Origin of the sequence: Sporosarcina sp. P34 (assembly GCF_002743375.1) — a bacterium.
GTDB lineage: Bacteria > Bacillota > Bacilli > Bacillales_A > Planococcaceae > Sporosarcina.
This window is the reverse complement of record NZ_PDZC01000010.1, coordinates 95,620-118,611: the sequence shown is the minus strand read 5'-3', so window position 1 is coordinate 118,611 and position 22,992 is coordinate 95,620. Positions and strand designations below refer to the sequence as shown.

Sequence of the window (22,992 nt, the reverse complement as noted above, 5' to 3'; positions counted from 1 at the left end):
TTTTATTTTTTCTCTAGTGGAATCACGTTTTTTTTTTGGACCATCGGAGGCAGTGAAGCATCCCCTTCCGTTGTAACAGAAGATGCAGCTGTAGAATTATCTACGATGATTTGCTCGTACTCTGATTTAGATTCTGTGATTGCTTCCTTTGTATCCGCAAACATTTCTTTCACTTGCGGAGTCAGCGTCTTGATTTCATCGACCTGTGATTTGATGTAGTTTACATCACCTTTCACTTGATCAACAAGGGTTTGCATTTTTTCTTTTTTCTGTTGGAACTCATTTTTTACAATATCCGGATTTTCTTTGTAATATAATACTTTTTCATATGATGTTCTGGCTGTCGTCAATGTGTGCTGCCGTGTTGCACGGTCCAGCATACTCACTGCAGCTCCAAGTAATGCTCCGCCTAATACATATCTTCCAAATTTACTAGAACCCATACATTTTTCGCCTCCTTATTCACGTTTACGTCTCACTTCATTATACCCATATTGCAACTTGCCAAACAATCTTTGTTGCACTTTATTAAAAAAAGCTTGACGAAACGTTCTATTTTTTAGATTATTAACAATAACATGTAAATAACAGAATCTACTGAAAGGGGTTGGTTCTCGTAGTCTTGGGAGCGGATACTAACATTATAGAGAAATTGGGGGGATGAAATGGAAAAGATCGAGAATTTCTTGACTACCGCGTCCGATTTAATATGGGGACCGCCACTGCTCATTTTATTAATTGGTACCGGAATTTATTTAACACTACGTTTAACATTTATTCAATTAAGATTACTGCCTTATTCACTGAAGCAAGTTTTTTCACGGAAGCATGATAAAAAAGCAGATGGTGACATTTCACAGTTCCAAGCTCTAATGACTGCGATGGCCGCTACAGTCGGTGTCGGTAACATCGTCGGAGTTGCCTCTGCTGTTGTAGCAGGTGGGCCAGGTGCGATTTTCTGGATGTGGCTTGCAGGGTTCTTCGGTATGGCAACAAAGTACAGTGAGGCAATCTTGGCTGTTAAGTACCGCGTCAAAGATTCCAATGGCTTGATGGCTGGTGGACCGATGTACTATTTAGAACATGGTCTAAAGCAAAAATGGCTCGGCGTACTATTTGCGATATTCGGCGCATTGGCCGCGTTCGGAATTGGTAACGGAACACAATCCAAAGCAGTAGCAGACGTAATGAAAAGCACTTTTGATGTGCCACACTATATTACAGGAATTGCATTGGTATTATTCGGTGCACTTGTTATTCTTGGAGGTATCAAATCAATCGGTCGTGTGACGGCATTTTTCGTACCGATCATGGCACTATTCTATTTCTTTGCTGGTGCGATTGTCATGGTATTGAACATTGAACAAGTTCCAGCAGCATTCGGTCTGATTTTCACAGACGCATTTACAGGCCAAGCAATTGCCGGTGGTGCAATCGGTACAGTAATCCGATTCGGTGTCGCGCGAGGACTCTTCTCGAATGAAGCAGGTCTCGGTTCAGCGCCAATCGCAGCGGCCGCTGCACGTACAGATATGCCTGGACGTCAGGCCCTTGTTTCAATGACACAAGTATTATTCGATACATTAGTCATTTGTTCCATTACAGGTGTCACAATCGTTATGAGTAATAAATGGCAAGATAAATCAATTGATGCTGGTTCTTTGACGGCAGAAGCGTTTGGCTCTTTCCTTGGTGGTATCGGGCCGATCTTAGTATCAATAGGACTTATATTCTTTGCTACATCTACCATTTTAGGTTGGAGTTATTATGGAGAGAAGTGCTTCCAATATCTCATTCCTAACCGCGCTGCAGTTCTTGCTTATCGAATAATATTCGTAGCATTCATATTTGTAGGGGCGACTGCATCACTTGACCTTGTATGGATTTTAGCAGATGTATTAAATGGCCTAATGGCGATTCCAAACTTAATTGGATTGCTCGGTTTGTCCGGCGTTGTCATTATGGAGACACGACGTTTCAAGAAGAAAATTGACGAAGAACGTGAAGCAGCCCGCAAGTAACACTTCTCAGTTCGGTTGACAGCTTACCGCTTTCATGAAATGATTGTTTTCATTAGAAGAAAGGCGGTAAGAATATGGATTTGTCTTCGAAATCACCTGAGAATGTCTCATACATGATTGAACAGATTAAAGAAAAACTGCGCATGGTAAATGTGGATGCGATGAAGCCCGAAAACTTCAGTACAGAGCAGTATGATGATTTGTACTATATGTACAAGACGGTCATGAAACGTGACAACATCACGCCGAATGAAATGCAAGCAATTGCGGCAGAACTTGGCTCTTTGCGCAAGTAAAAAAGCGACTCCATTGGAGTCGCTTTTTTATTGCGGTGTGACCGGTGTGCCGTCTTTTAAGACAAGTGGCTGAATGAGTACTTCCACTCTACGGTTTTTACTGCGATTTTCTATCGTGTTGTTCGGAACAATCGGCTTATACTCTCCGTATCCTTTCGCACTGAAAAGGTTCGGGTCAACTTCATTGTCTGCTACAATGATTTTAAGAAACTCTACAGCGCGCATAACGCTTAACTCCCAGTTGGATGAATACTCTGCATTGTTGATCGGAATGTTGTCTGTATGACCTGTGATGACCACCTGGCGCGGTCTATCCAGTGTGAGCAACCGAGAGATATCATTCGCCAGCCTTTTATACTCTGGAGTAATTGTTGCTTCTCCTGATTTAAACAGCACACTGTCACGAATTGTGAGCAATAAGCCCTCGCTTGTCATTTCGGTCTCAAACTGATTCTCTAATTCATTCACCGCAATATACTCGTCCAAATCATCTTGCGTTTCTCCTAAGGATTGCTGATCTTCCATATAGGAGGAATCTTCATTTAACTCCCCTACCGAGTCTTCTGGAACAGGGGTAGTGGTCGGCGCACTCTCACTCATGATTCCGCTACCACTTTCAAATATTTCGCTGAATACTTTTGATACTTCTGCAAATCGTCCCTCATCTACTGAACTCGTAGCAAATAGTACGATGAATAATGCTAGTAACAACGTCAGGAGATCAGCGTAAGGTAATAGCCAAGACTCATTAATATGTTCAATTTCGTGCTTCTTTTTCTTACGCTTCTTCGCCAACTTTACCAGCTCCTTCGCTACCATCAATAGCTAGCTTCTTCCGGTCTTCTACAGAAAGATAAGATGCCAATTTTTGTTCGATGACACGCGGTGCTTCCCCTTCCAATACGGAAAGAATTCCTTCAATCACCATTGTCCTCTGACGGACTTCTTCTTTTGATTTCCGTACGAGTTTATTGGAGAACGGATGCCATAAGACGTATCCCGTAAAAATCCCAAGCAATGTCGCAATAAATGCAGCAGAAATCGCGTGGCCTAACGCATCGATATTATTCATGTCTTTTAGTGCGGCAATCAGTCCTACAACAGCACCGAGAACCCCAAGTGTTGGAGCATATGTACCGGCTTGCGAGAAGATCTGTGCACCTACTGAATGTCGCTCCTGCATCGCCTCCACCTCTTCACTTAATACATCACGAATATAATCGGCATTCTGACCGTCAATCGCCAAACCCAAACCATTTTTCAAAAACGGATCATCAATTTCCTCTGTTTTTGCTTCCAAGGCAAGTAACCCTTCTCGACGAGCAATATCAGCCCAAGAAGAAAATAGACGAATTAATTCTGCATCCGATGCAAGCTTTTGCTGAGTAAAAATAATTTTAAATAATTTAGGTACCTTTTTTAATTCATTCATCGGGAATGCGATGACAACAGCGGCAATCGTTCCTGCTATGATGATTAGAATAGCGGCCGGGTTAAGTAATGCATCGGGCGTTACCCCTTTAAGCGTCATCCCGACGAGGAGAGCTACAAATCCTAATACTAAACCTACAATTGTGGATAAATCCATGTATAAAGCCTCCAAATACTACATTCTTCTTATTATTTCGGTTAATTTCTGACGTTGTTTAGGGAAAACTGTCGACTATTCTTAGGGAGTTAAGAGTATTTCATCCTATCCTGATTGCTTTATCGTTGCGAACTGTGAACTTCACTTGTTAGAATTGTCACATTACGTAAAAAGGAGATGTCATGATGAATCCATTTCAAAACCAACTTTCCAATTATGCCGACTTAGCTGTAAAGGTGGGTGTAAATATTCAACAAGACCAATATCTATTCATCAGCGCTTCTACTGAAAATACTTCATTTGTTCGATTAATCGTTGAAAAAGCTTATGATGCAGGAGCACGACAAGTCTTCGTAGACTGGAGCGATGATGTCGTCACACGTCTACGTTATGAAAAAGCACCAGCGGATTCGTTTTCCGAGTTCCCTACGTGGAAACAGATGGAGCGTGAACAGCTAGCTGAGAAAGGCGCTGCTTTCATGTCGATCGTATCGCAAGATCCAGATTTATTAAACGGTATCGAACCTAGTAGAATTCGCGATAATCAGAAAGCCTCCAGCACTGCGCTTAGCAAATTCCGCCAGGCTATGCAGGCAGATAAATTCAGTTGGACAGTAATTGCCGCACCTTCAACAGCATGGGCAGCAAAAATTTTCCCTGAACTACCTACAGAAGAACAAGTATCCGCTCTATGGGATTCTATTTTACGTGCTGTAAGGGCAGATCAGCCAGATCCAGTGCAGGCATGGAAAAAGCACAATGTAAACTTGCATGAAAAAGTAGATTATTTGAATGGTAAACATTACCGCAAACTTCATTATACAGCTCCAGGCACCGACTTAACAATAGAATTACCGGAAAAACACTTATGGTGTGGGGCGGGTAGTGTCAATCAGGCAGGTCATGAGTTCATGGCCAATATGCCAACTGAGGAAGTCTTTACGGCACCGTTGAAAACTGGAGTGAATGGTTCTGTTACTAGCACTAAACCACTTAGCTATGCAGGAACAATTATCGAGGACTTCACGCTTCAATTTAAAGATGGTAAAATCACTAACGTTACAGCTACTCAAGGCGAGGAAATTCTGAAACAACTCGTCAATACTGATGATGGCTCACAATTTCTTGGCGAAGTAGCACTAGTTCCGCATGACTCACCCATTTCTAATTCGAATGTGTTATTCTATAATACATTATTTGATGAAAACGCTTCGAATCATTTGGCCATTGGAAGTGCCTACGCTTTTTGCCTAGACGGTGGGAAAGAAATGGATTCCGAACAACTACAGGCTAATGGATTGAATCAAAGCTTAACACATGTCGACTTCATGATTGGTTCTGAAAAGATGGATATTGATGGAATATTAGAAGATGGAACAGTAGAGCCTATCTTCCGTAATGGAAATTGGGCATTCTAAAATCCGTCACTTTTCATTCGAAGTTTACAGAAGCTCTTAATATTTTCTCGAAAATCATGTATAATAGATAAGAGAACATAATACATTTCAGAAAGAGGGGCTTTCAAATGGCTTTAATGTATACAACAGTTATCGGTTACATGGTTGTTCTTGGACTTGCATCCTTGTTTACGATGCACTTCTTATCTGGATCAATGGATTCAAACGACTCCATTACTATTGATCCGAAACCAGAAGGCAGAAACTAATTTTTTCAATTCCAGTTTTAATGGAAGTGGATTTCATGATTAGAGTTGCCTAAAATGGCGACTCTTTTCTTTTACATACTATAAACAGTACGGAGGAGATTACAACAATGACATCATTATCCGAAATCATGATTTATAACAAAGGCTTCGTTGAGGAAAAAAAGTATGAGGAGTTTTCCACTACGAAATTTCCTAATAAACGGATTGTCATCCTTACATGTATGGATACCAGATTAATCGAGCTTCTCCCGAAAGCAATGAACTTGAAAAATGGCGACGCTAAAATTATTAAAAGTGCTGGCGCGATTATTACATCACCTTTTGGCGGTCTGATGCGAAGTATATTAGTTGCCGTTTATGAATTACAAGCAGATGAAATCTATGTCATTGGTCATCATGATTGTGGCATGAGCTCTATCAACACGGATCACATTATAGGAAATATGATTGACCGCGGTGTTGATCCAAACATGTTCAAAACATTGAAATATTCCGGAATCGAGATGGAAAAATGGTTGCACGGTTTCAGCGATGTGACAGAGAGCGTGAAAAAGAGTGTGGACGCAATCCGTAACCACCCTCTCATCCCGACCGACGTAAATGTGCATGGTCTTGTAATCGACCCTGCAAACGGCAAGCTGGACGTTATTGAAGATGGTTACAAAGCACAAGAATTGTCTCAGTAAAATAGCTTTATGAAAAACCGGCCTCTTCTACGTGAAGGGCCGGTTTTGTTTGTTGATGGAGGGGGTGGGTTTTAGGAAGTCTATAGAGCGGTTCCGAGTCGACTATGAGCGCTCGGGGCGAGGGTATGAGCGGTTTCTATATGACATAGAGCGGTTGACTGGTTTGATAGAGCGGTCATCCCGTTTGATAGAGCGCGTAGTCATGATCTATGAGCGCTTACACCAAACGTTGATCGAAACACATCCACACCGCCCTAAACCTCAAAATCAAGAAAAACCAGCATCTTCTATTCGAAGAGCCGGCTTTTCCATATAATCATCCACTTTTCCAAAAGGGTCTTACCCTTTCAATAATCCCCTTCCACAATGGCATACATATAATGATCTTCCCACACACCATTAATGAACAGCAATTGACGCAATAATCCTTCACGCTGGAATTGTGCTTTCTCCAATACTTTCACTGAACCTACATTACGAGGAGATACATATGCTTCCACCCTATGCAGATTCACTTTTTCAAACGCAAATTGATTAATGAGTGAGACTGCTTCAGTACCTATTCCTCTTCCAGTTTGTCGTTGATCAATGGAATACCCCACAAAACCACTGGAAAACGGTAACCGTTTAATACTATACAATGAAATTTGACCAATGATCATACTTGTTTCCGAATCAAAAATTCCGAAGTTGTACTCTCGTCGGTCACGCATTTGATAAAGAGACTCCCGAATTTTATCTCGCTGCATTGCTACTGTGTAATACGTATTGTCATGTCTTGGTTCAAATTCTGTCCAGTATTCCTTATTGGCAATAAGTAGCTGGGTGAATTGGTATGCGTCATCTTCCGTGAGTATTCGTAGGTAGCATTGCTCCCCTTCGAGTAAAATCATTTGTCCCCATCCTTTTCGAAGCATTCTGTTCTTATCTTCTACTTTATCCAATCGGTGCGAATGAAATGAAGAATCAGTTCTAGTTATCTGAATTCATTAGTTCTTATTATAGATTTTTTACATGAACAAGACAATAGAATGCCACATTTTCTCATTTGTAAAGGAATATTCATACTTTCCCACTCCATCGATCCGTATTCTCTGTATACTGTTGTTCAGGAGGATTTTATCATGCTAAGAATTATTTTGATGGTACTTTCGCTACTCATCATGATTGGAACTCATATCGCTGCAAATTTAATCCCACTTAATGGACTGACTACTTGGGAAATTGCTAATCGGGTACCGGTTCTATTCATGCCTGCAGAGTACGTTTTTTCAATTTGGATAGTGCTAGATCTGTTACTTGTCAGTTGGCTATACATGTTTTTCAAAACAGTAGCTAGACTTTCTTCATCTGTCGCCAATTTACGTGCAACCTCGTTCTCGGTCAGCTGTTTTTTAAATATCGCATGGCTATTATTATTGGGCCATCGTTAGCGTAATGGCTTTATTAATTTGTTTACTCGTGTTGTATTTCAGTTATGTAAAAATAGAGGGAACGAATCGCGAACGACTTCCGATCTCGGCTTACATGGCATGGATCTTCATCGCTGTCATCGCGAATTCTAACTATGCTTTCAAATTCCACGATTGGACAGGATGGGGTTTGAGTGATCCACTATGGACAGTATTGTTCTTGACTCTAACTACAGCAATTGCCTTACATTTTATGTATCACTACCATGACTCTATGTTTAATTTAATTATCATTTGGTCTTTCATCGGTATTGCAATAAAAAATGGAACGGATGAACTATTTGTTTCAACAGCCGCTTTATTTCTTTCCGCGGTAATTGGTTTTATACTATTTATGGGCCAGCGTTTTTCAAAGCCTAAACAATTATAACACGGTGCCAATTAGGCAGCCGTGTTTTTTTCACGATTATACCGTAAACTAGGGTATAGGTTAGAGTGTGGACTATCATGCTAAAGAGTGGAGGTTACGCTATGTCAAATTCAAAGTTATTGTCATCACTTAGTTATTTTAGTGTCTTTTTCGCCCCCCTTCTACTGCCAATCATCATTTATTTCATTGCGGATGAATTCGAAGTTCGCCGTCATGCAAAAAAAGCACTCGTTTCACATATCGTCCCTATGGTATTACTAATTGCTGGATTCATTATTATGTCCTTTTCGATCTTTTCCTTTAATCCTGATAGTATGATAAATGCAAACAACAATATGATGTTCTGGGGATTCATTCCTGTGTTATTCATCACTTTATATAGTTTATTGTTTGTAATCGTCTTGATTTGGAATGTCTATCAAGGTGTAAAAGTCCTGAAGTAAGGAATGGACAGAACAAGCTAATCATTAAAAAAACATCAATAAAGTATGATATAGTAGAATTGAATAAATTGTACGGAAGAAAGGACTTGTGAACATGATTGTAAAAAATGATGAAGAATTAGAGGGGTTACGGGCAATAGGTAAAATTGTTGCAGAAATCCGTGAAGCGTTGAAAGAAGCTACAGTACCCGGCATCACAACGAAAGAACTTGATGATATGGCAGGTCGTCTGTTTGCTGAAAAAGGTGCGGTTTCTGCTCCTATCGACCAGTATGACTTCCCTGGCTATACATGTATCAGCGTCAATCATCAAGTAGCGCATGGCATTCCAGGAAGCTACGAAATCCAAGACGGTGATCTTGTAAATATAGATGTTTCCGGATCAGCTGGCGGCTATTTTGCAGATACAGGTATTTCATTCGTGGCAGGTACACCTGACGAGCAAAAACAGAAGTTATGCGACGTAGCAAAGTCAGCTTTGGACCGCGCGTTATTGAAAGTAAAAGCAGGCTCTAGTTTGAATCAAATCGGTAAAGCTGTGGAGCGTGAGGCGAAAGATCATGGCTTACATGTGATTAAAAATTTAACCGGTCACGGAATTGGCACGTCTCTTCACGAAGAGCCTCAGCATGTTCTGAATTATTATGATCCTTGGGATAAAACATTATTGAAAGATGGTATGGTTCTGGCAGTGGAGCCATTCGTTTCTCAGGCGGCTGAGCATGTGATTGAATTGGATGACGGTTGGACTTTTGTTACGCCTGATAAGTCATTAGTTGCCCAAATTGAGCATACGATTGTCGTGACGAAAGATCAGCCTATCATTTTGACTCAACTTGATTAATAGTAAAAATGAGTGTGTGCGGACGGTTCCGTGCACACTCATTTTTATGTCACAAAGTTTTGGTTAATTGATAAAGTAGTAAAAGAAAAAGACTGAAGAAAAGCCTCCTCGTATCCGGGCTGTCTCCAGTCTTTACATATCATCGTTTGGATGTTTCGTTTTATTATTTCTTTTTCTTAACTTTCGGCTTTGATTTCTTCGGTGCCGCTTTTTTCATTTCTTCCACTGTCTTGGAGTTTCCTTCAATCAGTTGTCCGTTGTACCAAACTTTTTGAACGGTTTTGATGCCTTTGGAAACTTTTCGGTAGTCGCGTTCTTCCGAGTAAGATAGGAGTGTTAGGACTTCCCCATCTGCTCCTGCACGACCCGTTCTTCCTGATCTGTGCACGTATTGCTCGGCTGTATGGGGAACGTCGACATGGATGACGTGTGTCAACCCTTCGATGTCCAATCCTCGCGCTGCTAAGTCTGTTGCAATCAGTATGCGAATAGTCCCTTTTCTGAAGTCTTCTAACGTTTTCTGGCGATCTAGTTTCTTCATATCTGAGTAAAGGACTGCAATTGGTGCATCATTGTAAAGTAGTTTTAGCTCTTTCATGCGCAATTGATCTACATTATTCATGAATGTTAGTGCGCGCACGCCTGATATTGCGGAGATTCCTCGAAGTACATCGGTCTTTTTGCGTTCATCCACTTTTACGTAAGAATGAATTACTTGACCACTATTTGGAATCTCATCCGCGTTGACTTGCAGACGAATTGGATCCTTCATCATTTGCTTCGCAACCAGTTCGATTTCATCTGTAATTGTTGCGGACACAACGGCTAACTGACGTTCAGGATTTGCCGCTTCAATCAAGCTTTTCACTAGTACACGATATTCGCGCGACAGAAGTTGATCTCCTTCATCAATAACCAAGTATTTTATATCATACATTTTCAGCTTTCTTTCTCTTACTAGTTCATTTAATCTGCCTGGTGTACCGACTACGATTGTCGGTTTTTTCTTCAGCCTTTCGACTTGACGTTGCATATTTGCACCGCCAATTAGCTGGGTTACGGTAACTGGAGTACCTTCCACCAATTCGCGTATCACATTGACGATCTGCATGGACAGCTCTTGTGATGGTGTAATGATTAACGCTTGTGTCTTCGGTAGATTCCCATCAACCATTTGAATCACAGGTAATGTATAGGCAAGTGTTTTACCCGTTCCCGTTGGTGATTCCGCTACTATATCTTTACCAGACAACATCTCGGGTATCATTTGAGACTGAATCGGCATAGGTTGTTTAAATTTCCATTTTGTGCGTAAAGATTCATTCAGCTCATCTAAAAAATTCATTCGGTTCACTCTTTTCTATAGTTGAGGACTTCAACCGGTTATTTTTTTTGAAGCTTCTTTTTCAACTTCTGAATTTTAGGCACTACTTTTACAAATAAGTTATAAATGAATGGTTTGTATACTTTATCGATTTCACCGATAAATTCTGTCACTCCGTCCACTTGACAAAAACTGTTTTTAAAATTATATAAGCCATCCTGCTCACTGTCGAGTACGAATACCCCACCGAGATCATACTGTTCCGCTCCGATTTCCAATCCCCACTTCATCATTTCATAGTTCATAAGATAACTTGGATTTAGATTGCGCTTCGTGTTGGAACTGCCGGCATATAAGTAATACAACTTCCCGTTATAATTAATAGTTATAGCGCCAGCTAAATAGTCGTCTTCGTGCTTTGCTATATAGATGCGTAAATCATCGAATGCCTCTCGCATTTTGACGAAATAATCATATGAACGAATGGAGATCTGATTACGAACAGACATTTCTTCATGAATTTCAAAGAATTTCTTTAAATATTCATCACTGCGTGAATAGGAAATCTCCACACCTTTACGTGCAGAGCTTCGAATTTTACTTCTCGTTCTGCTACGGAACTTAAGCATTAAAGAATCTTCATCTTCGTCAGTCAATTTAACAATCATATTATAACGGGGCTGTATTAAATCTTCTTTACCCGCGCCTTCGTTACGTACTATGTAACCCGCATCACGGTATAGCTTGTCCAATTCATCTGTATACAGCTGTTCCGGATCCATTTTTAATGCAAAGGCTTTATGTTTTTTTACAAGCACCTCTGCCTCTTGAATCAATTCTGCAACCAACTTCTGATTATGTAAATCGCAAATAGGTCCTCGTGGTGCATAGAGTAAGGAAAATCCACCTGGTACTTTCCGTATCAATAAGGACATAGCGGCTACAATTTCTCCGTCCCGTTCTACATATACCTGTTCATTACCCCAGTCGTCTTTCACATTTGCCCAATTGGGATCTTGTGTAATGGAACGAAATGGAGAATTTCTCATAAATGTTTCATATCTTTTTACATCTTCCGCATTGCTTTTATCTAAAATCGGCACTGCTCGAACACTCCTTACATTACTATGACTCCGTACAATTTCCGTTTTAATCGTTTGAAAATCTTAAAGAACCGCACAGCCACAGCTCTATTAAGTGTAGCCTACTGTATTTTTCAAGTCAAGAATCGAAGAGTAGTTCGCTGTCATTTACCAACGGAGTTTGAAAATTAAGTAATAAATTACTATTAATTGAGACAAGCTATTCCGTTATTAATTAGAATAGCCTATACTATAAAAAGGGGAGAAAGGTTTCATGTAGCAAACATGCAAAAGGGGGCATTACATATTGAAAGGTTCAGTACGTAACAAGTTGATAGCGCTTGCAGCACTAGTTATTTTAATTCCATTATTAGCTGTTGGTATCGTCAATTACTTCGTAGCAAAACAAGAACTTGAGTCTGTTGGAGAAATGGGATTACAGAATGGAACGTATGCGATCCTAGACTTGATAGACGAGCTCAATGTTCAAGTAGAGAACGGTACAATGAGTTTAGAGAACGCCCAAAAACGGGCTAAAGACAAAATTATGGGACCTATGGCCACTGATGGTACTCGATCTTTAGAAAATCCAGCGAAATATGGGGAGAACTTCTACTTTTATGTAGTGGATGAGGAAGGCACTTTGCTCGTACATCCGCAGAAAGAAGGAGAAAGTCTCTATGAAACCCAAACAGCAGATGGTCGTTACTTCATTCGAGAAGTAATCTCAGAAGCTAAAAGCGGAGGTGGTTATGTACAGTATGACTGGCCGCTGCCAAGTAACCTGAATGTTGAAGCGCCAAAAATCACGTACAGCCTGCAAGATCCAAATTGGGGATGGATTGTAGTGGCAGGAACCTACCTAGTAGACTTTAATGCTGGAGCGAAAAATGTTTTATGGTATACCTTACTATCAGTTATTATCTCTGTCATAGTGGGTGTTACTTTATTCTCAATCTTCTCAGGACGTCTAACATCCTATATTAAGAATATCCGCCACATTACGGCTGAAATTGCGCAAGGTAAATTATCTGGCGAAGACATTCCGATCCGTTCACGTGATGAGCTCGGTCATTTAGCTGAAAATGTGAATACAATGAAAAATAATCTAAATGAGATGGTCGGTCATACAAGACTTTCTTCAGACCGTATGAGAACCTCTTCCGAAACACTTAGCGCTATTACGGAAGAAGCGACTGCATCGGCTGACGAAATCCATAGCGCTATTACGGAAGTATCCTCAGGGGCAGTTGTGCAATCCGAAGAAGCAGATATCGCGATTACAAAAGTTAGTCAATTATCCAAATTGATTTCCAATGCATCAGAGCAATATGAAAACGTTGTGACAGAAATGCATAGCATGAACACTCTACAAAGTTCAGGTATGCAAAAGGCCGAGACTTTGGAAGAAAACTCTCAGAATTTCAACATCGTCATTAACGACTTACAAGGTAACTTCTCACAACTTGTATCTAGAATGAATGAAATACAAGCAATTGTCCAAACGATTTCCTCGATCTCAGAGCAAACGAATTTACTGGCGTTAAACGCTAGTATTGAAGCCGCTCGCGCAGGAGAACATGGAAAAGGATTCGCTGTAGTTGCCAATGAAGTACGTCATTTATCTGAAGACACAAACGAGGCAACTACAAGAGTTCGCGATCTACTCGTGCATATTCGGAAAGATACGACGACTGCCGAGAACCAAATGAAACACACATTAGATTTGACAAGTCATCAAGAAGGTACGATTCTGGAAACTAAAAATGCTTTCGAACAACTATCCGATTCTATTCTCAACATCACATCGCTATTGAAGACTATGGAAAATGATATGAGTAGTATGGATGAGAATCGACAACACGTTGTTCAAGCAATAGATCAAATTGCAGCTGTCGCAGCCGAATCAGCTGCTGCTACTGAACAAGTCAATGCATCCATTGATGAACAAAAAGCTGCAATCAGCACGATTATGCATGCTTCCCTAGACCTTCATACAGAGGCGGAGAATATGCACGACTTAGTTGATCGATTTAGCTAATTTGTTGAGTGAAGTAAAACATCCCTGCGCGTAGGCAGGGATGTTTTTTCATTCAACAGCATTTTTATATTTCTTGTAATAGTTGATTTGGCGCATCAGTAAATACAATTTACGCTTCATATGTTTATCTTTACTGTAAAATAAAGGATTACCATACTTTCCTGCTTTGATAAGTGACCGAATCTCTTTTTCCATAGGCGGATTATTGACAAACTTTTTTAATACTGCTTTCGGTACGACAGTGAATAGAAAATGGTCATCTAGATATGTTAGAGGTTTTTCCTTCCCGTATACTAAGTCATCGACTAAATACTTCGCCATATTTTCACCGCATTGCGTAATGTAATAACTTGAACGCCCTTGACGGATATTCACTTCAAACGCTTTAAATTTGCCATCGCGTTCATCGTATTTCAAATCGAAGTTTCCATAACCTACATAGCCAATCGCTTCAAGGAAGTTAGCCAATTTCGTCATAATTTCTTCATCATACCGCGTAATCAATGCTGTATAGTTTCCGATCGCCGTCATCGCACGTTCTTGTAATACTACCTGAGCCAATGTGATTAATTGCGCTTTACCATGCTGATCAGCGTAATATACAGCATCCCACATATACGTATCATCGCCAGGAATGAAATCTTGAATGATCAGATCTTCTGTGTATCCACTGGCTTTTACCATTTGGATAATGCGATTGATTTCCTCATATGTATCGACTTTATAGATCTTCTGCAACCCTTCAAACGGATGGCGATAGTATTGAACACCATCGCTAGGCTTGATGATGACCGGGAATAGTACTTCTTCTGTAAATGGTTCATCAGATACACATGAGTGGAAATATGTGGAAGGTGTATCTATTCCATGCTCCGCGCATAATTCATAGAAGTTTTTCTTAATATAGACGGCATTCATAATTTCTTCATCGATATAATTGAACAAGAAATCTTCTTTCAAAGCTTCTCGCTGCTCGATAATCAAACGGACATATAAATCGTCTGTTCCGACAAGTACTAATTTCTGATCAGCAGTGCGATACTTTTTGGCAATTTCACGTAAAAACTGGACGAATACTTTAGGGTCATGCAAACCTGGATGTAGTTCCTGGATATCTGTAATCGTACTATAGCTTGTGAAAGGCAATGGTTCTCTACCTACAATTACAGGTTTAATGCCATATTCTTCATGAAAAGAAATCGCCATATTATAGGCGTTAATATTAGTTCCGACAATAATCGGGATAAAAGAATGCTTACTCATATATTCCTCCAACAGACGTTTTTCCATTTAGTGTAGTTGTACCAAATTCGTAAGTCAAGAAAGGACCGTTCTTCACTAACCATACGTTTTATAAACTTGATCATGAGTAGAATATAATTCCCAAGGATAAACTCGCGGTGCTTCCGAGGTAAATTGCATCATTTCCTTTGTTGTCGGATGTTCAAATTCTAGTTTGTGCGCCCACAACGCAATCTGTTCGCCACGCCTGTTCATTGAACTTCCGTATTTCTGATCACCATAGAGTGGATGGCCTTCTGTAGCCATTTGTACTCGAATTTGATGTGAACGTCCTGTATGTAAACGTACACTTACTAAGCTGTGATCAATTTTTTTATCAAGTACCTGATATTCCAAACTAGCTACTTTCCCTTCTGGATGATTTGGCTTCACACTGTACACTTGATTTTTCAGACGATCTTTGTATAAATAGTGCTGAAGAGTGGATTGTTTTTTTCGAGGCACACCGCGGAGAACCGCTAAGTATTTTCGTCCAATGACGCCACGACGAAGCTGATCGGATAGACGAGATGCTGCTTTGGAGGTTTTAGCAAACACCATCACACCCCCAACTGGACGATCGAGACGATGTACTAAACCAAGATATACATTTCCCGGTTTTTGATAGCGTCTTTTAATATCTTGCTTTAATATAGTCAATACGTCTAAGTCTCCGCTCTCATCTTTTTGCACCGGTACGTTGACCGGCTTTTCCACGACTAAGAGATGGTTATCTTCATATAGGATAGGTATCTTCATTTAATGGATGCCTCTTTTTTTATAAGTTCCAATAATGCCTGACAACCTTCAAGCACCAAGTCATATGTTTCCTGAAAATCACCCGTGAAGTACGGATCTGGAACGTCTTTTTGATGACTAGTCAAATCCAAAAAACGGAGCACACGCTGGTGGTCATGATCACCAAATATGTTATGAATATTTCGGATGTTTTGTTCATCCATTCCAATAATATATTCAAATTCCTCTGCATCTTTTATGTTTAACTGACGTCCAGCCATCCCATCTGCTGAAATTTGAAATTCTGCCAGTTTGGACAGCGTTCCTTCATGTGGAGCTTTCCCGACATGCCAATCGCTTGTCCCTGCCGAGTCTACTTCGATGTGATTCTCCAATCGTTCATCATGAATCATCTTACGAAATACACCTTCTGCCATAGGTGAGCGACAAATATTCCCGAGACAAACGAATAATACACGTATCATACGACTCTCTCCCTTTATGATTATATTTCTATTCTAGTATACATCATTCGATAATTTACTTCATTTTATGTGTAATAATCAGCTACAATTCCGAATGCTACGAAATGTATATCTTATACAAGAGAATTAAGTCGTAATTAATATTTATTATTATTCTGTGATATAATAGGACTTAAATATCAATATCTAGGGAATGATATAGGAGAAAGGGGATCTATCCTATGCATATTGTGTTTGAAAAAACGTGGGAAGCTACTTTATCGGATCAACAAAAACAGGCTTTTATTTATCAATACGAAACGAAAAGAACTGTACATGAAGAATTTACAGCTACACCTATACTGATAAAGAGAAAACGTAATGGAGGGATAGTCGCTACGGTATTTTTGCAAAATAATCGTGATGAATTATTATCCATCCGTGAAGCTACAGTATGTGTAGTAAATGAACATGGAGAAACCGCGGCTGAGGAAACATTTTTATTGTCCCTCGATATTCCACCTTTCGCTGCAACGCCTTGGTCTTTCGTCTTTTTACCAACTTGTGTAGATTCCACTGAAGAACCGACTGATGGATGGAAAGTCACCATAAAGTAATACATGAAAAAACAGCTGCTCCTTGTGGAACAGCTGTTTTTTCATGTTAACTCAACATTATGATGAACTTGTTGTACATCTTCTAAATCATCGAGTGCATCAATCATTTTTTCAAACTGTTCCTGCGCTTCTGCATCTAATGAAATTTCATTCTGAGCTATCATGGACAACTCTGCTACAGTAAAGTCCGTGATACCTGCTTGACTGAATGCTTCCTGCACCTCATGGAAATGGGTAGGATCAGCGTATACAACTACTTGCCCGTCTTCCTCCTCGATATCGTTTACATCAACGTCTGCTTCCATCAATAACTCTAATACTTCCTCTTCCGTTTTGCCTTCTACACCGATAATCGCAGCGGGATCAAACATATAAGCTACAGAACCACTCACGCCCATATTGCCTCCATTTTTACCAAATGCCGCACGCACTTCGGAAGCTGTCCGATTAACGTTATTTGTCAACGCATCCACGATGACCATTGAGCCATTCGGTCCAAATCCTTCGTAACGAAGTTCATCGAAGTTTTCTTCACCACCACCTTTTGCCTTTTCGATTGCACGGTCGATGATTGCTTTCGGTACGCTGTACGTTTTTGCACGTTCCAGTACGAATTTCAGTGCTTGATTCGATTCGGGACTTGGATCTCCTGATTTTGCTGCTACATATATTTCACGGCCAAACTTTGCATAGATTCTACTTGTATTCGCATCTTTAGACGCTTTCTTTTCTTTAATATTATTCCATTTACGGCCCATTGAGTACACACTCTTTCCTTTAGTTTTAATGGTTTGCTACTAGTAAGTATACCAATTGCTTTTTTACATGAAAAGTAAAAAGATAAATAGACGCAGGTAGACACCGCTAATCTTCACCCCAAGCGGACATTCGTCTTTTGCGTGTTTTCGTCTGTAACGAAGTGTGATTAGCATTGTATTCCTTACATATATTGTAGCGAAGTAAGTACCTAGACTAGAAATTTGTTTTGGCAGAACCACTATCCAACCACGCCTGTTGCGGAGGCCGAGCAACGGGCTATCTACTAGCGCCGAAGTAAGGATAATGAATTCTTCACTTACACTGCCAGCCCTATACGTAATGTCTTTCATACCCCTTAAGGAAAGCTGTTTCTAAAAAACACTATCCATTATCGGTTATTCATTACTATGCAACGGACCTTACATCAAATGTATAGGCTCTACTATTTACGCAAATAATTTTTAATCCCTACTATTCTAATTTGCATTGACTATTTTTAATTCTCTGGTAAACTGTTAATAATATAACAGTTAGCGGGGGGATAAAATGGTCACATTTGAATCGTGGAAAGATGCACCGGTCTTACCAGAGTTTAAAGCAGACTCCGAGACCAAAGGAGCTTCCGAAGTGTTGCAATGGGCTTATGATCACTACGGAGAAAAGCTAGTCTATGCTTGTAGCTTTGGTATTGAAGGAATTGTATTGATTGAACTGATTTCACGCGTGAAGCCCGATGCCAAAATTGTTTTCTTAGACACGAATTATCATTTCCAAGAAACATATGACACGATAGAAAAAGTGAAGAAGCGTTATCCACAGCTTCAAATCCATTTGCAACAACCTGGATTGACTATTGAAGAACAGTCAGTTCAATACGGAAAGGATCTTTGGAAAACCAATCCGAACCAATGCTGTGATTTACGAAAAATTAAACCATTGGAAGAAGCAATTGCCCCTTCTACTGCTTGGATATCAGGGTTACGTCGGGAACAGTCTGCAACGAGAAAATCTACGGAGTATCTAAATCTAGATAACCGTTTTAAGAAGATTAAAGTGTGTCCGCTGATTCATTGGACATGGAAAGATGTTTGGCGTTTCGCCCACACACATGAACTGGACTATAATATACTTCATGATCAAGGTTATCCGAGCATTGGGTGCGCAAACTGTACAAAACCTGCTTTTACTGAAGAAGACATGCGTTCTGGACGCTGGACTGGCAGTGGTAAGACAGAATGTGGACTGCATACGTAATTTTTTTAATTTAAAACCTAGTATTTCTATATGACTTATTAAAATGAAAAGGATAGGTGTTTACAAATGACAACAATACAACCACATGGCGGTAAGTTAGTAAATTTATATGATCCCACTCTTTCCACTAAGGGATTGCACAAAACAGTCTCAATTGATGCCACATCATTAAGTGATTTGGAACTAATCGCAACAGGCGCATACAGCCCACTCACTGGATTTTTAACTTCTGAAGATTATCATGCAGTGGTCAATGATATTCGTCTTGCGGACGGCACGATTTGGAGTTTACCTATTACGCTACCCGTAAAAGACAGTTCATCATACTCCGTAGGCGATACGGTTTTACTCGACTATCAAGGTGATATATACGGCACACTTGAAATTACGGATATCTTTGAACCCGATCAACAAATTGAAGCAGAAAAAGTTTATAAGACAGCTGACCGGGCACATCCAGGTGTAGCAAAATTACTTGATCGTGGCCATATCTATCTTGGCGGTCCGATTAAACTGATTAGACGAATAGAACAGAAAAATTTTGCTGAGTTTTATTTTGATCCTTCCGAAACTCGTGAAGCATTTAAAAATAATGGTTGGAAGACGGTTGTCGGATTCCAAACGCGTAATCCTGTGCATCGTGCGCATGAGTATATTCAAAAAACTGCACTCGAAATCGTAGACGCACTTTTGCTCAACCCGCTAGTTGGTGAAACAAAGTCTGACGATATTCCCGCTGATGTACGCATGGAGAGTTATCAAGTATTACTGCGTGACTACTACCCCGAAGACCGTGTGAAGTTGGCTGTCTTCCCTGCCGCGATGCGTTATGCCGGACCACGTGAGGCAATTTTTCATGCCCTTGTGCGTAAAAATTACGGTTGTACACACTTTATCGTTGGCCGTGACCATGCAGGTGTTGGAGATTATTATGGCACGTACGAAGCACAAGAAATTTTCTCGAACTTTACAGCGGAAGAAATCGGCATCACGTTACTGTTCTTTGAACATAGTTTCTTCTGTAAAACTTGCGGCAATATGGCAACACCTAAAACTTGCCCGCACTCCAGTGAAAACCATGTGATCCTTTCGGGAACTAAAGTACGTGAAATGTTGAAAAACGGCATCTTGCCTCCACCGGAATTCAGTCGCAAAGAAGTGGTTGATGTACTGATCAAAGGATTACAAGAAAAAGAACTGGCAAAGTGAGGGATGACGATATGGCAGAGAACATCGTATGGCATGACCAATTAATTTCAAAAGAAGAACAACGGACAAAAAATAAACATCATAGCGCAGTACTGTACTTCACCGGCCTATCCGGTTCGGGTAAATCCACGATCGCCAATGCAGCCGCACGCCGGTTGCACGATCTTGGTGCTAACACGTATGTACTTGATGGCGATAATGTGCGCCATGGCTTAAATAAGGACCTTGGCTTTTCTGATGAAGCACGTAAAGAAAACATTCGTCGCATTGGAGAAGTCTCGAAATTATTCATTGACAGCGGACAGCTTGTATTTACCGCATTCATCTCTCCTTTCCAAGAGGACCGTGACAGCGTTAGACGCTTAGTGGAAGAAGATGAATTTGTTGAAGTGTATATCAGTTGTCCTCTTGAGGCTTGTGAGAAACGCGATCCAAAAGGTTTATATGAAAAAGCTCGTGCCGGTGTCATTCCAGAATTTACCGGGATTTCATCGCCTTATGAAGCACCAGTAAACCCTGAACTTACATTAGAAACTGATCATTATACGATTGAAGAGTGTGTCGAACAATTAATCGACTACTTACGCGATAAAAAATGGATTAATTAAGGAGTGAGTAAAATGGGCAAAGTTTGGCTAGTCGGAGCGGGTCCTGGAGATCCAGATTTATTGACCGTCAAAGCAGTGAAAGCTATACAGCAAGCGGATGTAATTCTTTATGACAGACTGATCAATCAAGAGATTTTAACTCATGCGAAGCCCGATGCGGAATTGATTTTTGTAGGCAAACTTCCTAAGCATCATTTCGTTCAGCAGGATATGATCAATTTCTTATTGGTTAAACATGCGAAGCAAGGTAAACAAGTCGTACGTCTGAAAGGCGGCGATCCATTTATATTCGGTCGCGGTGGAGAAGAAGCAGCGTTTGTGGTAAAGCATCACATCCCATTCGAAGTGATTCCGGGCATTACGTCCGGAATCGCAGCTCCAGCATATGCAGGAATCCCTGTTACTCATCGTGATTACAGTGCTTCATTTGCTATTGTCACAGGGCATCGTAAAGAAGGTGTAGATGAAGCAGATAAATGGAAGGCTCTTGCAAAAGGAATCGATACACTTGCGATTTATATGGGTGTCAGCAATCTTCTGTATATTCAACAACAACTGATTCAGCACGGTAAAGATCCAGATACACCTGTTGCTTTCATTCATTGGGGAACGACTGAGACACAGCACACGGTTACTGCAACGCTTTCCACCATGACGGAAACAGCGCGTCTAGAAGAAGTCAAAAATCCGAGTATGATCGTAATCGGTGAAGTCGTTCGCTTGCGCGATGAATTACAGTGGTTTGAAGAATCAAGTAAAGAACGTCGATTACACGAGGCGATAGTATGAAAGCAATTCTATATATTTGCCACGGCAGCCGCGTAAAGGAAGGACAGCAGGCTGCTTTGGCATTTATTGAGAAGACAATGGAAACCAAAGCGGCCCCTATCCAGGAAGCATGTTTTCTAGAACTTGCCGAACCGTCGATTGCTGAAGGTGTTGCACGCTGTATCGCACGGGGCGCAACAGAAATTATAGCTATCCCCTTTCTGTTATTGCGCGCAGGTCATGCCAACGTGGATATACCTACTGAGCTACAGGAAGTCATGATGAATTACCCTGATATTCCCGTTTACTACGGCGATCCGATTGGTGTGGATGAACGAATGATCAATGTGCTAATCGAACGCTTGCACGAAGCAACAGAATTCATTCCTAAGGATGCATCCATTTTATTGATTGGAAGAGGCAGCAGTGATCCTGCTACGCAAGATGATTTTGCAGAAATTAAAAGGATCTTCCAAGAGAAAACTAAGCTTCGAGATGTCAGTGTCGGTTATCTAGCAGCTTGCGAGCCCTTTTATGAAGTTGAACTTGAACGGTTATTAGAACATCAGCCTAAGAATCTGTATATTTTACCGTATTTATTGTTCACTGGTATTTTGATGAAATCAATTGAACGAACACTAAAGAAAACTAAAACAACAACCGCTATTCATCTATGCCCCGAATTAGGCTATGATCCAGTGATTCAGGCGATTCTGAATGAAAGGGCCGATGAAGCAACAGAAAGGAAACGTGGTCTCTATGTTCCCCATCATGCTTGAAAACATGGATGAATCAAATATCTTTCTAGTCGGAGGAGGGCACGTCGCATATCACAAAGTACTCAACCTACACCGTTTCGGTATTCATCCTACTATTATTAGCCCTGAATTCCATCCGTCTTTTGAAGAATTAGAACAACGAGGTACGGTTACGCTTATCACGAAAGAAGCGGAATGGGAAGACGTTGCAAATGCTTTTCTTACCTTGCTCGTAACGGATGACGAAGCCGTAAATGATCGTCTTGCCAAGCAATTGAAAGAAGCGGGTAAACTAGTCGTTCACGCTTCCAATCCGTCTTTGGGCACTGCACAGATTCCAGCGGTTACTACCCGCGGTAAATTAATTATCAGTGTATCAACAAGTGGCGCAAGTCCTTCATTGGCCAAAAAGATTCGGACCGAAATAGCAGAAACCTATGACGAACGTTATGAAGACTATCTAGACTTCTTGGCAGATGTCAGACATTATGTGAAGCAGCATGTAGCGGATCGTCCAGAGCGTAGGACATGGCTCAAAGAAGCCATTGAGCCCATTTATCTTCATAACACAGAAGAGCGCCAGACTTTCCTGAACGAACTACAGCTAACCTTTCCTTCAGAACAGCTCATTCAGTAAAAATTATATAAATAAAAAAGATCCTTAATTCATGTGCGAATTAAGGATCTTTTTTATGGTGTTTTA

The 22,992-nt window shown here is 40.6% G+C and carries 28 protein-coding genes; 18 read left to right on the top strand and 10 right to left on the bottom strand.

Annotation, left to right across the window (positions count from 1 at the left end; translation table 11 throughout):
- Positions 1-2 precede the first annotated feature (2 nt).
- Positions 3-443, bottom strand: a complete 441-nt coding sequence (locus CSV63_RS13715; RefSeq protein ID WP_099696318.1) for a YtxH domain-containing protein — start codon at positions 441-443, stop codon at positions 3-5.
- A 222-nt stretch (positions 444-665) separates the two neighbouring features.
- Between CSV63_RS13715 and CSV63_RS13710 the strand changes: the two genes are divergently transcribed.
- The gene (locus CSV63_RS13710) at positions 666-2,021 is read left to right on the top strand and encodes an alanine/glycine:cation symporter family protein (RefSeq protein ID WP_099696317.1); all 1,356 of its coding nucleotides are present in this window, start codon (positions 666-668) and stop codon (positions 2,019-2,021) included.
- A 74-nt stretch (positions 2,022-2,095) separates the two neighbouring features.
- On the top strand, positions 2,096-2,317 hold the full coding sequence (locus CSV63_RS13705) for a DUF1128 domain-containing protein (protein ID WP_099676424.1): 222 nt from the start codon (positions 2,096-2,098) through the stop codon (positions 2,315-2,317).
- A 27-nt stretch (positions 2,318-2,344) separates the two neighbouring features.
- Here the strand turns inward: CSV63_RS13705 and motB are convergent, their stop codons facing one another.
- Both motB and motA read right to left on the bottom strand, forming a co-directional pair.
- Positions 2,345-3,112: a flagellar motor protein MotB gene (motB, locus tag CSV63_RS13700; RefSeq protein WP_099696316.1), complete on the bottom strand. Its 768-nt coding sequence runs from the start codon at positions 3,110-3,112 to the stop codon at positions 2,345-2,347.
- Positions 3,096-3,905 (bottom strand): flagellar motor stator protein MotA, encoded by an 810-nt coding sequence (gene motA / locus CSV63_RS13695; RefSeq protein WP_099696315.1) that lies wholly within the window; start codon positions 3,903-3,905, stop codon positions 3,096-3,098. Before motA ends, motB begins: the two co-directional genes overlap by 17 nt.
- Positions 3,906-4,090: 185 nt before the next feature.
- Here motA and CSV63_RS13690 point away from each other — a divergent pair, with 185 nt between their 5' ends.
- The 4 genes from CSV63_RS13690 to CSV63_RS16375 all read left to right on the top strand — a co-directional run bounded on the left by CSV63_RS13690 (position 4,091) and on the right by CSV63_RS16375 (position 6,573).
- The gene (locus tag CSV63_RS13690) at positions 4,091-5,323 is read left to right on the top strand and encodes an aminopeptidase (RefSeq protein ID WP_369823855.1); all 1,233 of its coding nucleotides are present in this window, start codon (positions 4,091-4,093) and stop codon (positions 5,321-5,323) included.
- A gap of 107 nt (positions 5,324-5,430) precedes the next feature.
- Positions 5,431-5,571, top strand: coding sequence for a hypothetical protein (locus tag CSV63_RS16670; protein ID WP_169535197.1), 141 nt, complete (start codon positions 5,431-5,433; stop codon positions 5,569-5,571).
- Positions 5,572-5,678: 107 nt separating this feature from the next.
- The gene (locus tag CSV63_RS13685) at positions 5,679-6,257 is read left to right on the top strand and encodes a beta-class carbonic anhydrase (RefSeq protein ID WP_099636950.1); all 579 of its coding nucleotides are present in this window, start codon (positions 5,679-5,681) and stop codon (positions 6,255-6,257) included.
- Positions 6,258-6,321: 64 nt separating this feature from the next.
- Positions 6,322-6,573, top strand: a complete 252-nt coding sequence (locus CSV63_RS16375) for a hypothetical protein (protein ID WP_143565406.1) — start codon at positions 6,322-6,324, stop codon at positions 6,571-6,573.
- 31 nt (positions 6,574-6,604) lie between these two features.
- Here the strand turns inward: CSV63_RS16375 and CSV63_RS13680 are convergent, their stop codons facing one another.
- The gene (locus tag CSV63_RS13680; RefSeq protein WP_099631768.1) at positions 6,605-7,150 is read right to left on the bottom strand and encodes a GNAT family N-acetyltransferase; all 546 of its coding nucleotides are present in this window, start codon (positions 7,148-7,150) and stop codon (positions 6,605-6,607) included.
- Positions 7,151-7,381: 231 nt separating this feature from the next.
- Here CSV63_RS13680 and CSV63_RS13675 point away from each other — a divergent pair, with 231 nt between their 5' ends.
- The 4 genes from CSV63_RS13675 to map all read left to right on the top strand — a co-directional run bounded on the left by CSV63_RS13675 (position 7,382) and on the right by map (position 9,386).
- Positions 7,382-7,690 carry a hypothetical protein gene (locus CSV63_RS13675; RefSeq protein WP_099696313.1) on the top strand — a complete coding sequence of 103 codons (309 nt, stop codon included), beginning with the start codon at positions 7,382-7,384 and terminating at the stop codon, positions 7,688-7,690.
- A 4-nt stretch (positions 7,691-7,694) separates the two neighbouring features.
- A complete protein-coding gene (locus tag CSV63_RS13670) occupies positions 7,695-8,099 on the top strand; it encodes a hypothetical protein (protein ID WP_143565405.1) in 405 nt (134 codons plus the stop codon).
- Positions 8,100-8,200: 101 nt separating this feature from the next.
- Positions 8,201-8,542 (top strand): magnetosome magnetite crystal formation protein family, encoded by a 342-nt coding sequence (locus CSV63_RS13665; protein WP_099696311.1) that lies wholly within the window; start codon positions 8,201-8,203, stop codon positions 8,540-8,542.
- 94 nt (positions 8,543-8,636) lie between these two features.
- The gene (gene map / locus CSV63_RS13660) at positions 8,637-9,386 is read left to right on the top strand and encodes a type I methionyl aminopeptidase (protein ID WP_099696310.1); all 750 of its coding nucleotides are present in this window, start codon (positions 8,637-8,639) and stop codon (positions 9,384-9,386) included.
- 163 nt (positions 9,387-9,549) lie between these two features.
- On the opposite strand, the gene CSV63_RS13655 is transcribed toward map, so the two are convergent.
- The gene (locus tag CSV63_RS13655; protein ID WP_099631764.1) at positions 9,550-10,731 is read right to left on the bottom strand and encodes a DEAD/DEAH box helicase; all 1,182 of its coding nucleotides are present in this window, start codon (positions 10,729-10,731) and stop codon (positions 9,550-9,552) included.
- Positions 10,732-10,769: 38 nt separating this feature from the next.
- Complete coding sequence (locus CSV63_RS13650) at positions 10,770-11,813, bottom strand: lipid II:glycine glycyltransferase FemX (RefSeq protein WP_099631763.1); 1,044 nt, start codon at positions 11,811-11,813, stop codon at positions 10,770-10,772.
- A gap of 286 nt (positions 11,814-12,099) precedes the next feature.
- Between CSV63_RS13650 and CSV63_RS13645 the strand changes: the two genes are divergently transcribed.
- Complete coding sequence (locus tag CSV63_RS13645; RefSeq protein ID WP_099696309.1) at positions 12,100-13,833, top strand: methyl-accepting chemotaxis protein; 1,734 nt, start codon at positions 12,100-12,102, stop codon at positions 13,831-13,833.
- 48 nt (positions 13,834-13,881) lie between these two features.
- On the opposite strand, the gene CSV63_RS13640 is transcribed toward CSV63_RS13645, so the two are convergent.
- From CSV63_RS13640 to CSV63_RS13630, 3 genes are all read right to left on the bottom strand, one after another.
- Positions 13,882-15,096: a carboxylate--amine ligase gene (locus CSV63_RS13640; RefSeq protein WP_099696308.1), complete on the bottom strand. Its 1,215-nt coding sequence runs from the start codon at positions 15,094-15,096 to the stop codon at positions 13,882-13,884.
- 75 nt (positions 15,097-15,171) lie between these two features.
- Positions 15,172-15,873: an RluA family pseudouridine synthase gene (locus CSV63_RS13635; protein ID WP_099696307.1), complete on the bottom strand. Its 702-nt coding sequence runs from the start codon at positions 15,871-15,873 to the stop codon at positions 15,172-15,174.
- Complete coding sequence (locus tag CSV63_RS13630) at positions 15,870-16,337, bottom strand: low molecular weight protein-tyrosine-phosphatase (protein WP_099696306.1); 468 nt, start codon at positions 16,335-16,337, stop codon at positions 15,870-15,872. The genes CSV63_RS13635 and CSV63_RS13630 overlap by 4 nt, the downstream gene beginning before the upstream one ends.
- A gap of 221 nt (positions 16,338-16,558) precedes the next feature.
- On the opposite strand from CSV63_RS13630, the gene CSV63_RS13625 reads away from it, so the two are divergent.
- Positions 16,559-16,933, top strand: coding sequence for an SLAP domain-containing protein (locus tag CSV63_RS13625; protein ID WP_099696305.1), 375 nt, complete (start codon positions 16,559-16,561; stop codon positions 16,931-16,933).
- Between the two features lie 41 nt (positions 16,934-16,974).
- On the opposite strand, the gene CSV63_RS13620 is transcribed toward CSV63_RS13625, so the two are convergent.
- Entirely contained in the window at positions 16,975-17,691 is a 717-nt protein-coding gene (locus CSV63_RS13620) for a YebC/PmpR family DNA-binding transcriptional regulator (protein WP_099696304.1), read from the bottom strand.
- 547 nt (positions 17,692-18,238) lie between these two features.
- Here CSV63_RS13620 and CSV63_RS13615 point away from each other — a divergent pair.
- From CSV63_RS13615 to CSV63_RS13590, 6 genes are all read left to right on the top strand, one after another.
- Positions 18,239-18,946 carry a phosphoadenylyl-sulfate reductase gene (locus CSV63_RS13615; RefSeq protein WP_099696303.1) on the top strand — a complete coding sequence of 236 codons (708 nt, stop codon included), beginning with the start codon at positions 18,239-18,241 and terminating at the stop codon, positions 18,944-18,946.
- 66 nt (positions 18,947-19,012) lie between these two features.
- Positions 19,013-20,155, top strand: coding sequence for a sulfate adenylyltransferase (gene sat / locus CSV63_RS13610; RefSeq protein ID WP_099696302.1), 1,143 nt, complete (start codon positions 19,013-19,015; stop codon positions 20,153-20,155).
- Positions 20,156-20,166: 11 nt separating this feature from the next.
- The gene (gene cysC, locus CSV63_RS13605) at positions 20,167-20,763 is read left to right on the top strand and encodes an adenylyl-sulfate kinase (RefSeq protein WP_099696301.1); all 597 of its coding nucleotides are present in this window, start codon (positions 20,167-20,169) and stop codon (positions 20,761-20,763) included.
- A gap of 12 nt (positions 20,764-20,775) precedes the next feature.
- Entirely contained in the window at positions 20,776-21,552 is a 777-nt protein-coding gene (gene cobA, locus CSV63_RS13600) for a uroporphyrinogen-III C-methyltransferase (RefSeq protein ID WP_099696300.1), read from the top strand.
- On the top strand, positions 21,549-22,310 hold the full coding sequence (locus CSV63_RS13595) for a sirohydrochlorin chelatase (RefSeq protein WP_099696299.1): 762 nt from the start codon (positions 21,549-21,551) through the stop codon (positions 22,308-22,310). The genes cobA and CSV63_RS13595 overlap by 4 nt, the downstream gene beginning before the upstream one ends.
- Complete coding sequence (locus tag CSV63_RS13590) at positions 22,261-22,926, top strand: precorrin-2 dehydrogenase/sirohydrochlorin ferrochelatase family protein (RefSeq protein ID WP_233192108.1); 666 nt, start codon at positions 22,261-22,263, stop codon at positions 22,924-22,926. The genes CSV63_RS13595 and CSV63_RS13590 overlap by 50 nt, the downstream gene beginning before the upstream one ends.
- Positions 22,927-22,992: the final 66 nt, after the last annotated feature.

Excerpts from the sequence above, each read along its gene's own strand:
- cobA (WP_099696300.1), top strand. The coding sequence starts at position 20,776 with ATGGGCAAAGTTTGGCTAGTCGGAGCGGGTCCTGGAGATCCAGATTTA.
- CSV63_RS13635 (WP_099696307.1), bottom strand. The coding sequence starts at position 15,873 with ATGAAGATACCTATCCTATATGAAGATAACCATCTCTTAGTCGTGGAA.
- CSV63_RS13590 (WP_233192108.1), top strand. The coding sequence starts at position 22,261 with ATGAAGCAACAGAAAGGAAACGTGGTCTCTATGTTCCCCATCATGCTT.
- CSV63_RS13690 (WP_369823855.1), top strand. The coding sequence starts at position 4,091 with ATGAATCCATTTCAAAACCAACTTTCCAATTATGCCGACTTAGCTGTA.
- CSV63_RS13595 (WP_099696299.1), top strand. The coding sequence starts at position 21,549 with ATGAAAGCAATTCTATATATTTGCCACGGCAGCCGCGTAAAGGAAGGA.
- CSV63_RS13630 (WP_099696306.1), bottom strand. The coding sequence starts at position 16,337 with ATGATACGTGTATTATTCGTTTGTCTCGGGAATATTTGTCGCTCACCT.
- CSV63_RS16670 (WP_169535197.1), top strand. The coding sequence starts at position 5,431 with ATGGCTTTAATGTATACAACAGTTATCGGTTACATGGTTGTTCTTGGA.
- CSV63_RS13625 (WP_099696305.1), top strand. The coding sequence starts at position 16,559 with ATGCATATTGTGTTTGAAAAAACGTGGGAAGCTACTTTATCGGATCAA.
- map (WP_099696310.1), top strand. The coding sequence starts at position 8,637 with ATGATTGTAAAAAATGATGAAGAATTAGAGGGGTTACGGGCAATAGGT.
- CSV63_RS13680 (WP_099631768.1), bottom strand. The coding sequence starts at position 7,150 with ATGATTTTACTCGAAGGGGAGCAATGCTACCTACGAATACTCACGGAA.
- CSV63_RS13620 (WP_099696304.1), bottom strand. The coding sequence starts at position 17,691 with ATGGGCCGTAAATGGAATAATATTAAAGAAAAGAAAGCGTCTAAAGAT.
- CSV63_RS13670 (WP_143565405.1), top strand. The coding sequence starts at position 7,695 with ATGGCTTTATTAATTTGTTTACTCGTGTTGTATTTCAGTTATGTAAAA.
- CSV63_RS13685 (WP_099636950.1), top strand. The coding sequence starts at position 5,679 with ATGACATCATTATCCGAAATCATGATTTATAACAAAGGCTTCGTTGAG.
- CSV63_RS13655 (WP_099631764.1), bottom strand. The coding sequence starts at position 10,731 with ATGAATTTTTTAGATGAGCTGAATGAATCTTTACGCACAAAATGGAAA.
- CSV63_RS13715 (WP_099696318.1), bottom strand. The coding sequence starts at position 443 with ATGGGTTCTAGTAAATTTGGAAGATATGTATTAGGCGGAGCATTACTT.
- sat (WP_099696302.1), top strand. The coding sequence starts at position 19,013 with ATGACAACAATACAACCACATGGCGGTAAGTTAGTAAATTTATATGAT.
- CSV63_RS13705 (WP_099676424.1), top strand. The coding sequence starts at position 2,096 with ATGGATTTGTCTTCGAAATCACCTGAGAATGTCTCATACATGATTGAA.
- CSV63_RS13640 (WP_099696308.1), bottom strand. The coding sequence starts at position 15,096 with ATGAGTAAGCATTCTTTTATCCCGATTATTGTCGGAACTAATATTAAC.
- motA (WP_099696315.1), bottom strand. The coding sequence starts at position 3,905 with ATGGATTTATCCACAATTGTAGGTTTAGTATTAGGATTTGTAGCTCTC.
- cysC (WP_099696301.1), top strand. The coding sequence starts at position 20,167 with ATGGCAGAGAACATCGTATGGCATGACCAATTAATTTCAAAAGAAGAA.
- CSV63_RS13665 (WP_099696311.1), top strand. The coding sequence starts at position 8,201 with ATGTCAAATTCAAAGTTATTGTCATCACTTAGTTATTTTAGTGTCTTT.
- CSV63_RS13675 (WP_099696313.1), top strand. The coding sequence starts at position 7,382 with ATGCTAAGAATTATTTTGATGGTACTTTCGCTACTCATCATGATTGGA.
- CSV63_RS13710 (WP_099696317.1), top strand. The coding sequence starts at position 666 with ATGGAAAAGATCGAGAATTTCTTGACTACCGCGTCCGATTTAATATGG.
- CSV63_RS13615 (WP_099696303.1), top strand. The coding sequence starts at position 18,239 with ATGGTCACATTTGAATCGTGGAAAGATGCACCGGTCTTACCAGAGTTT.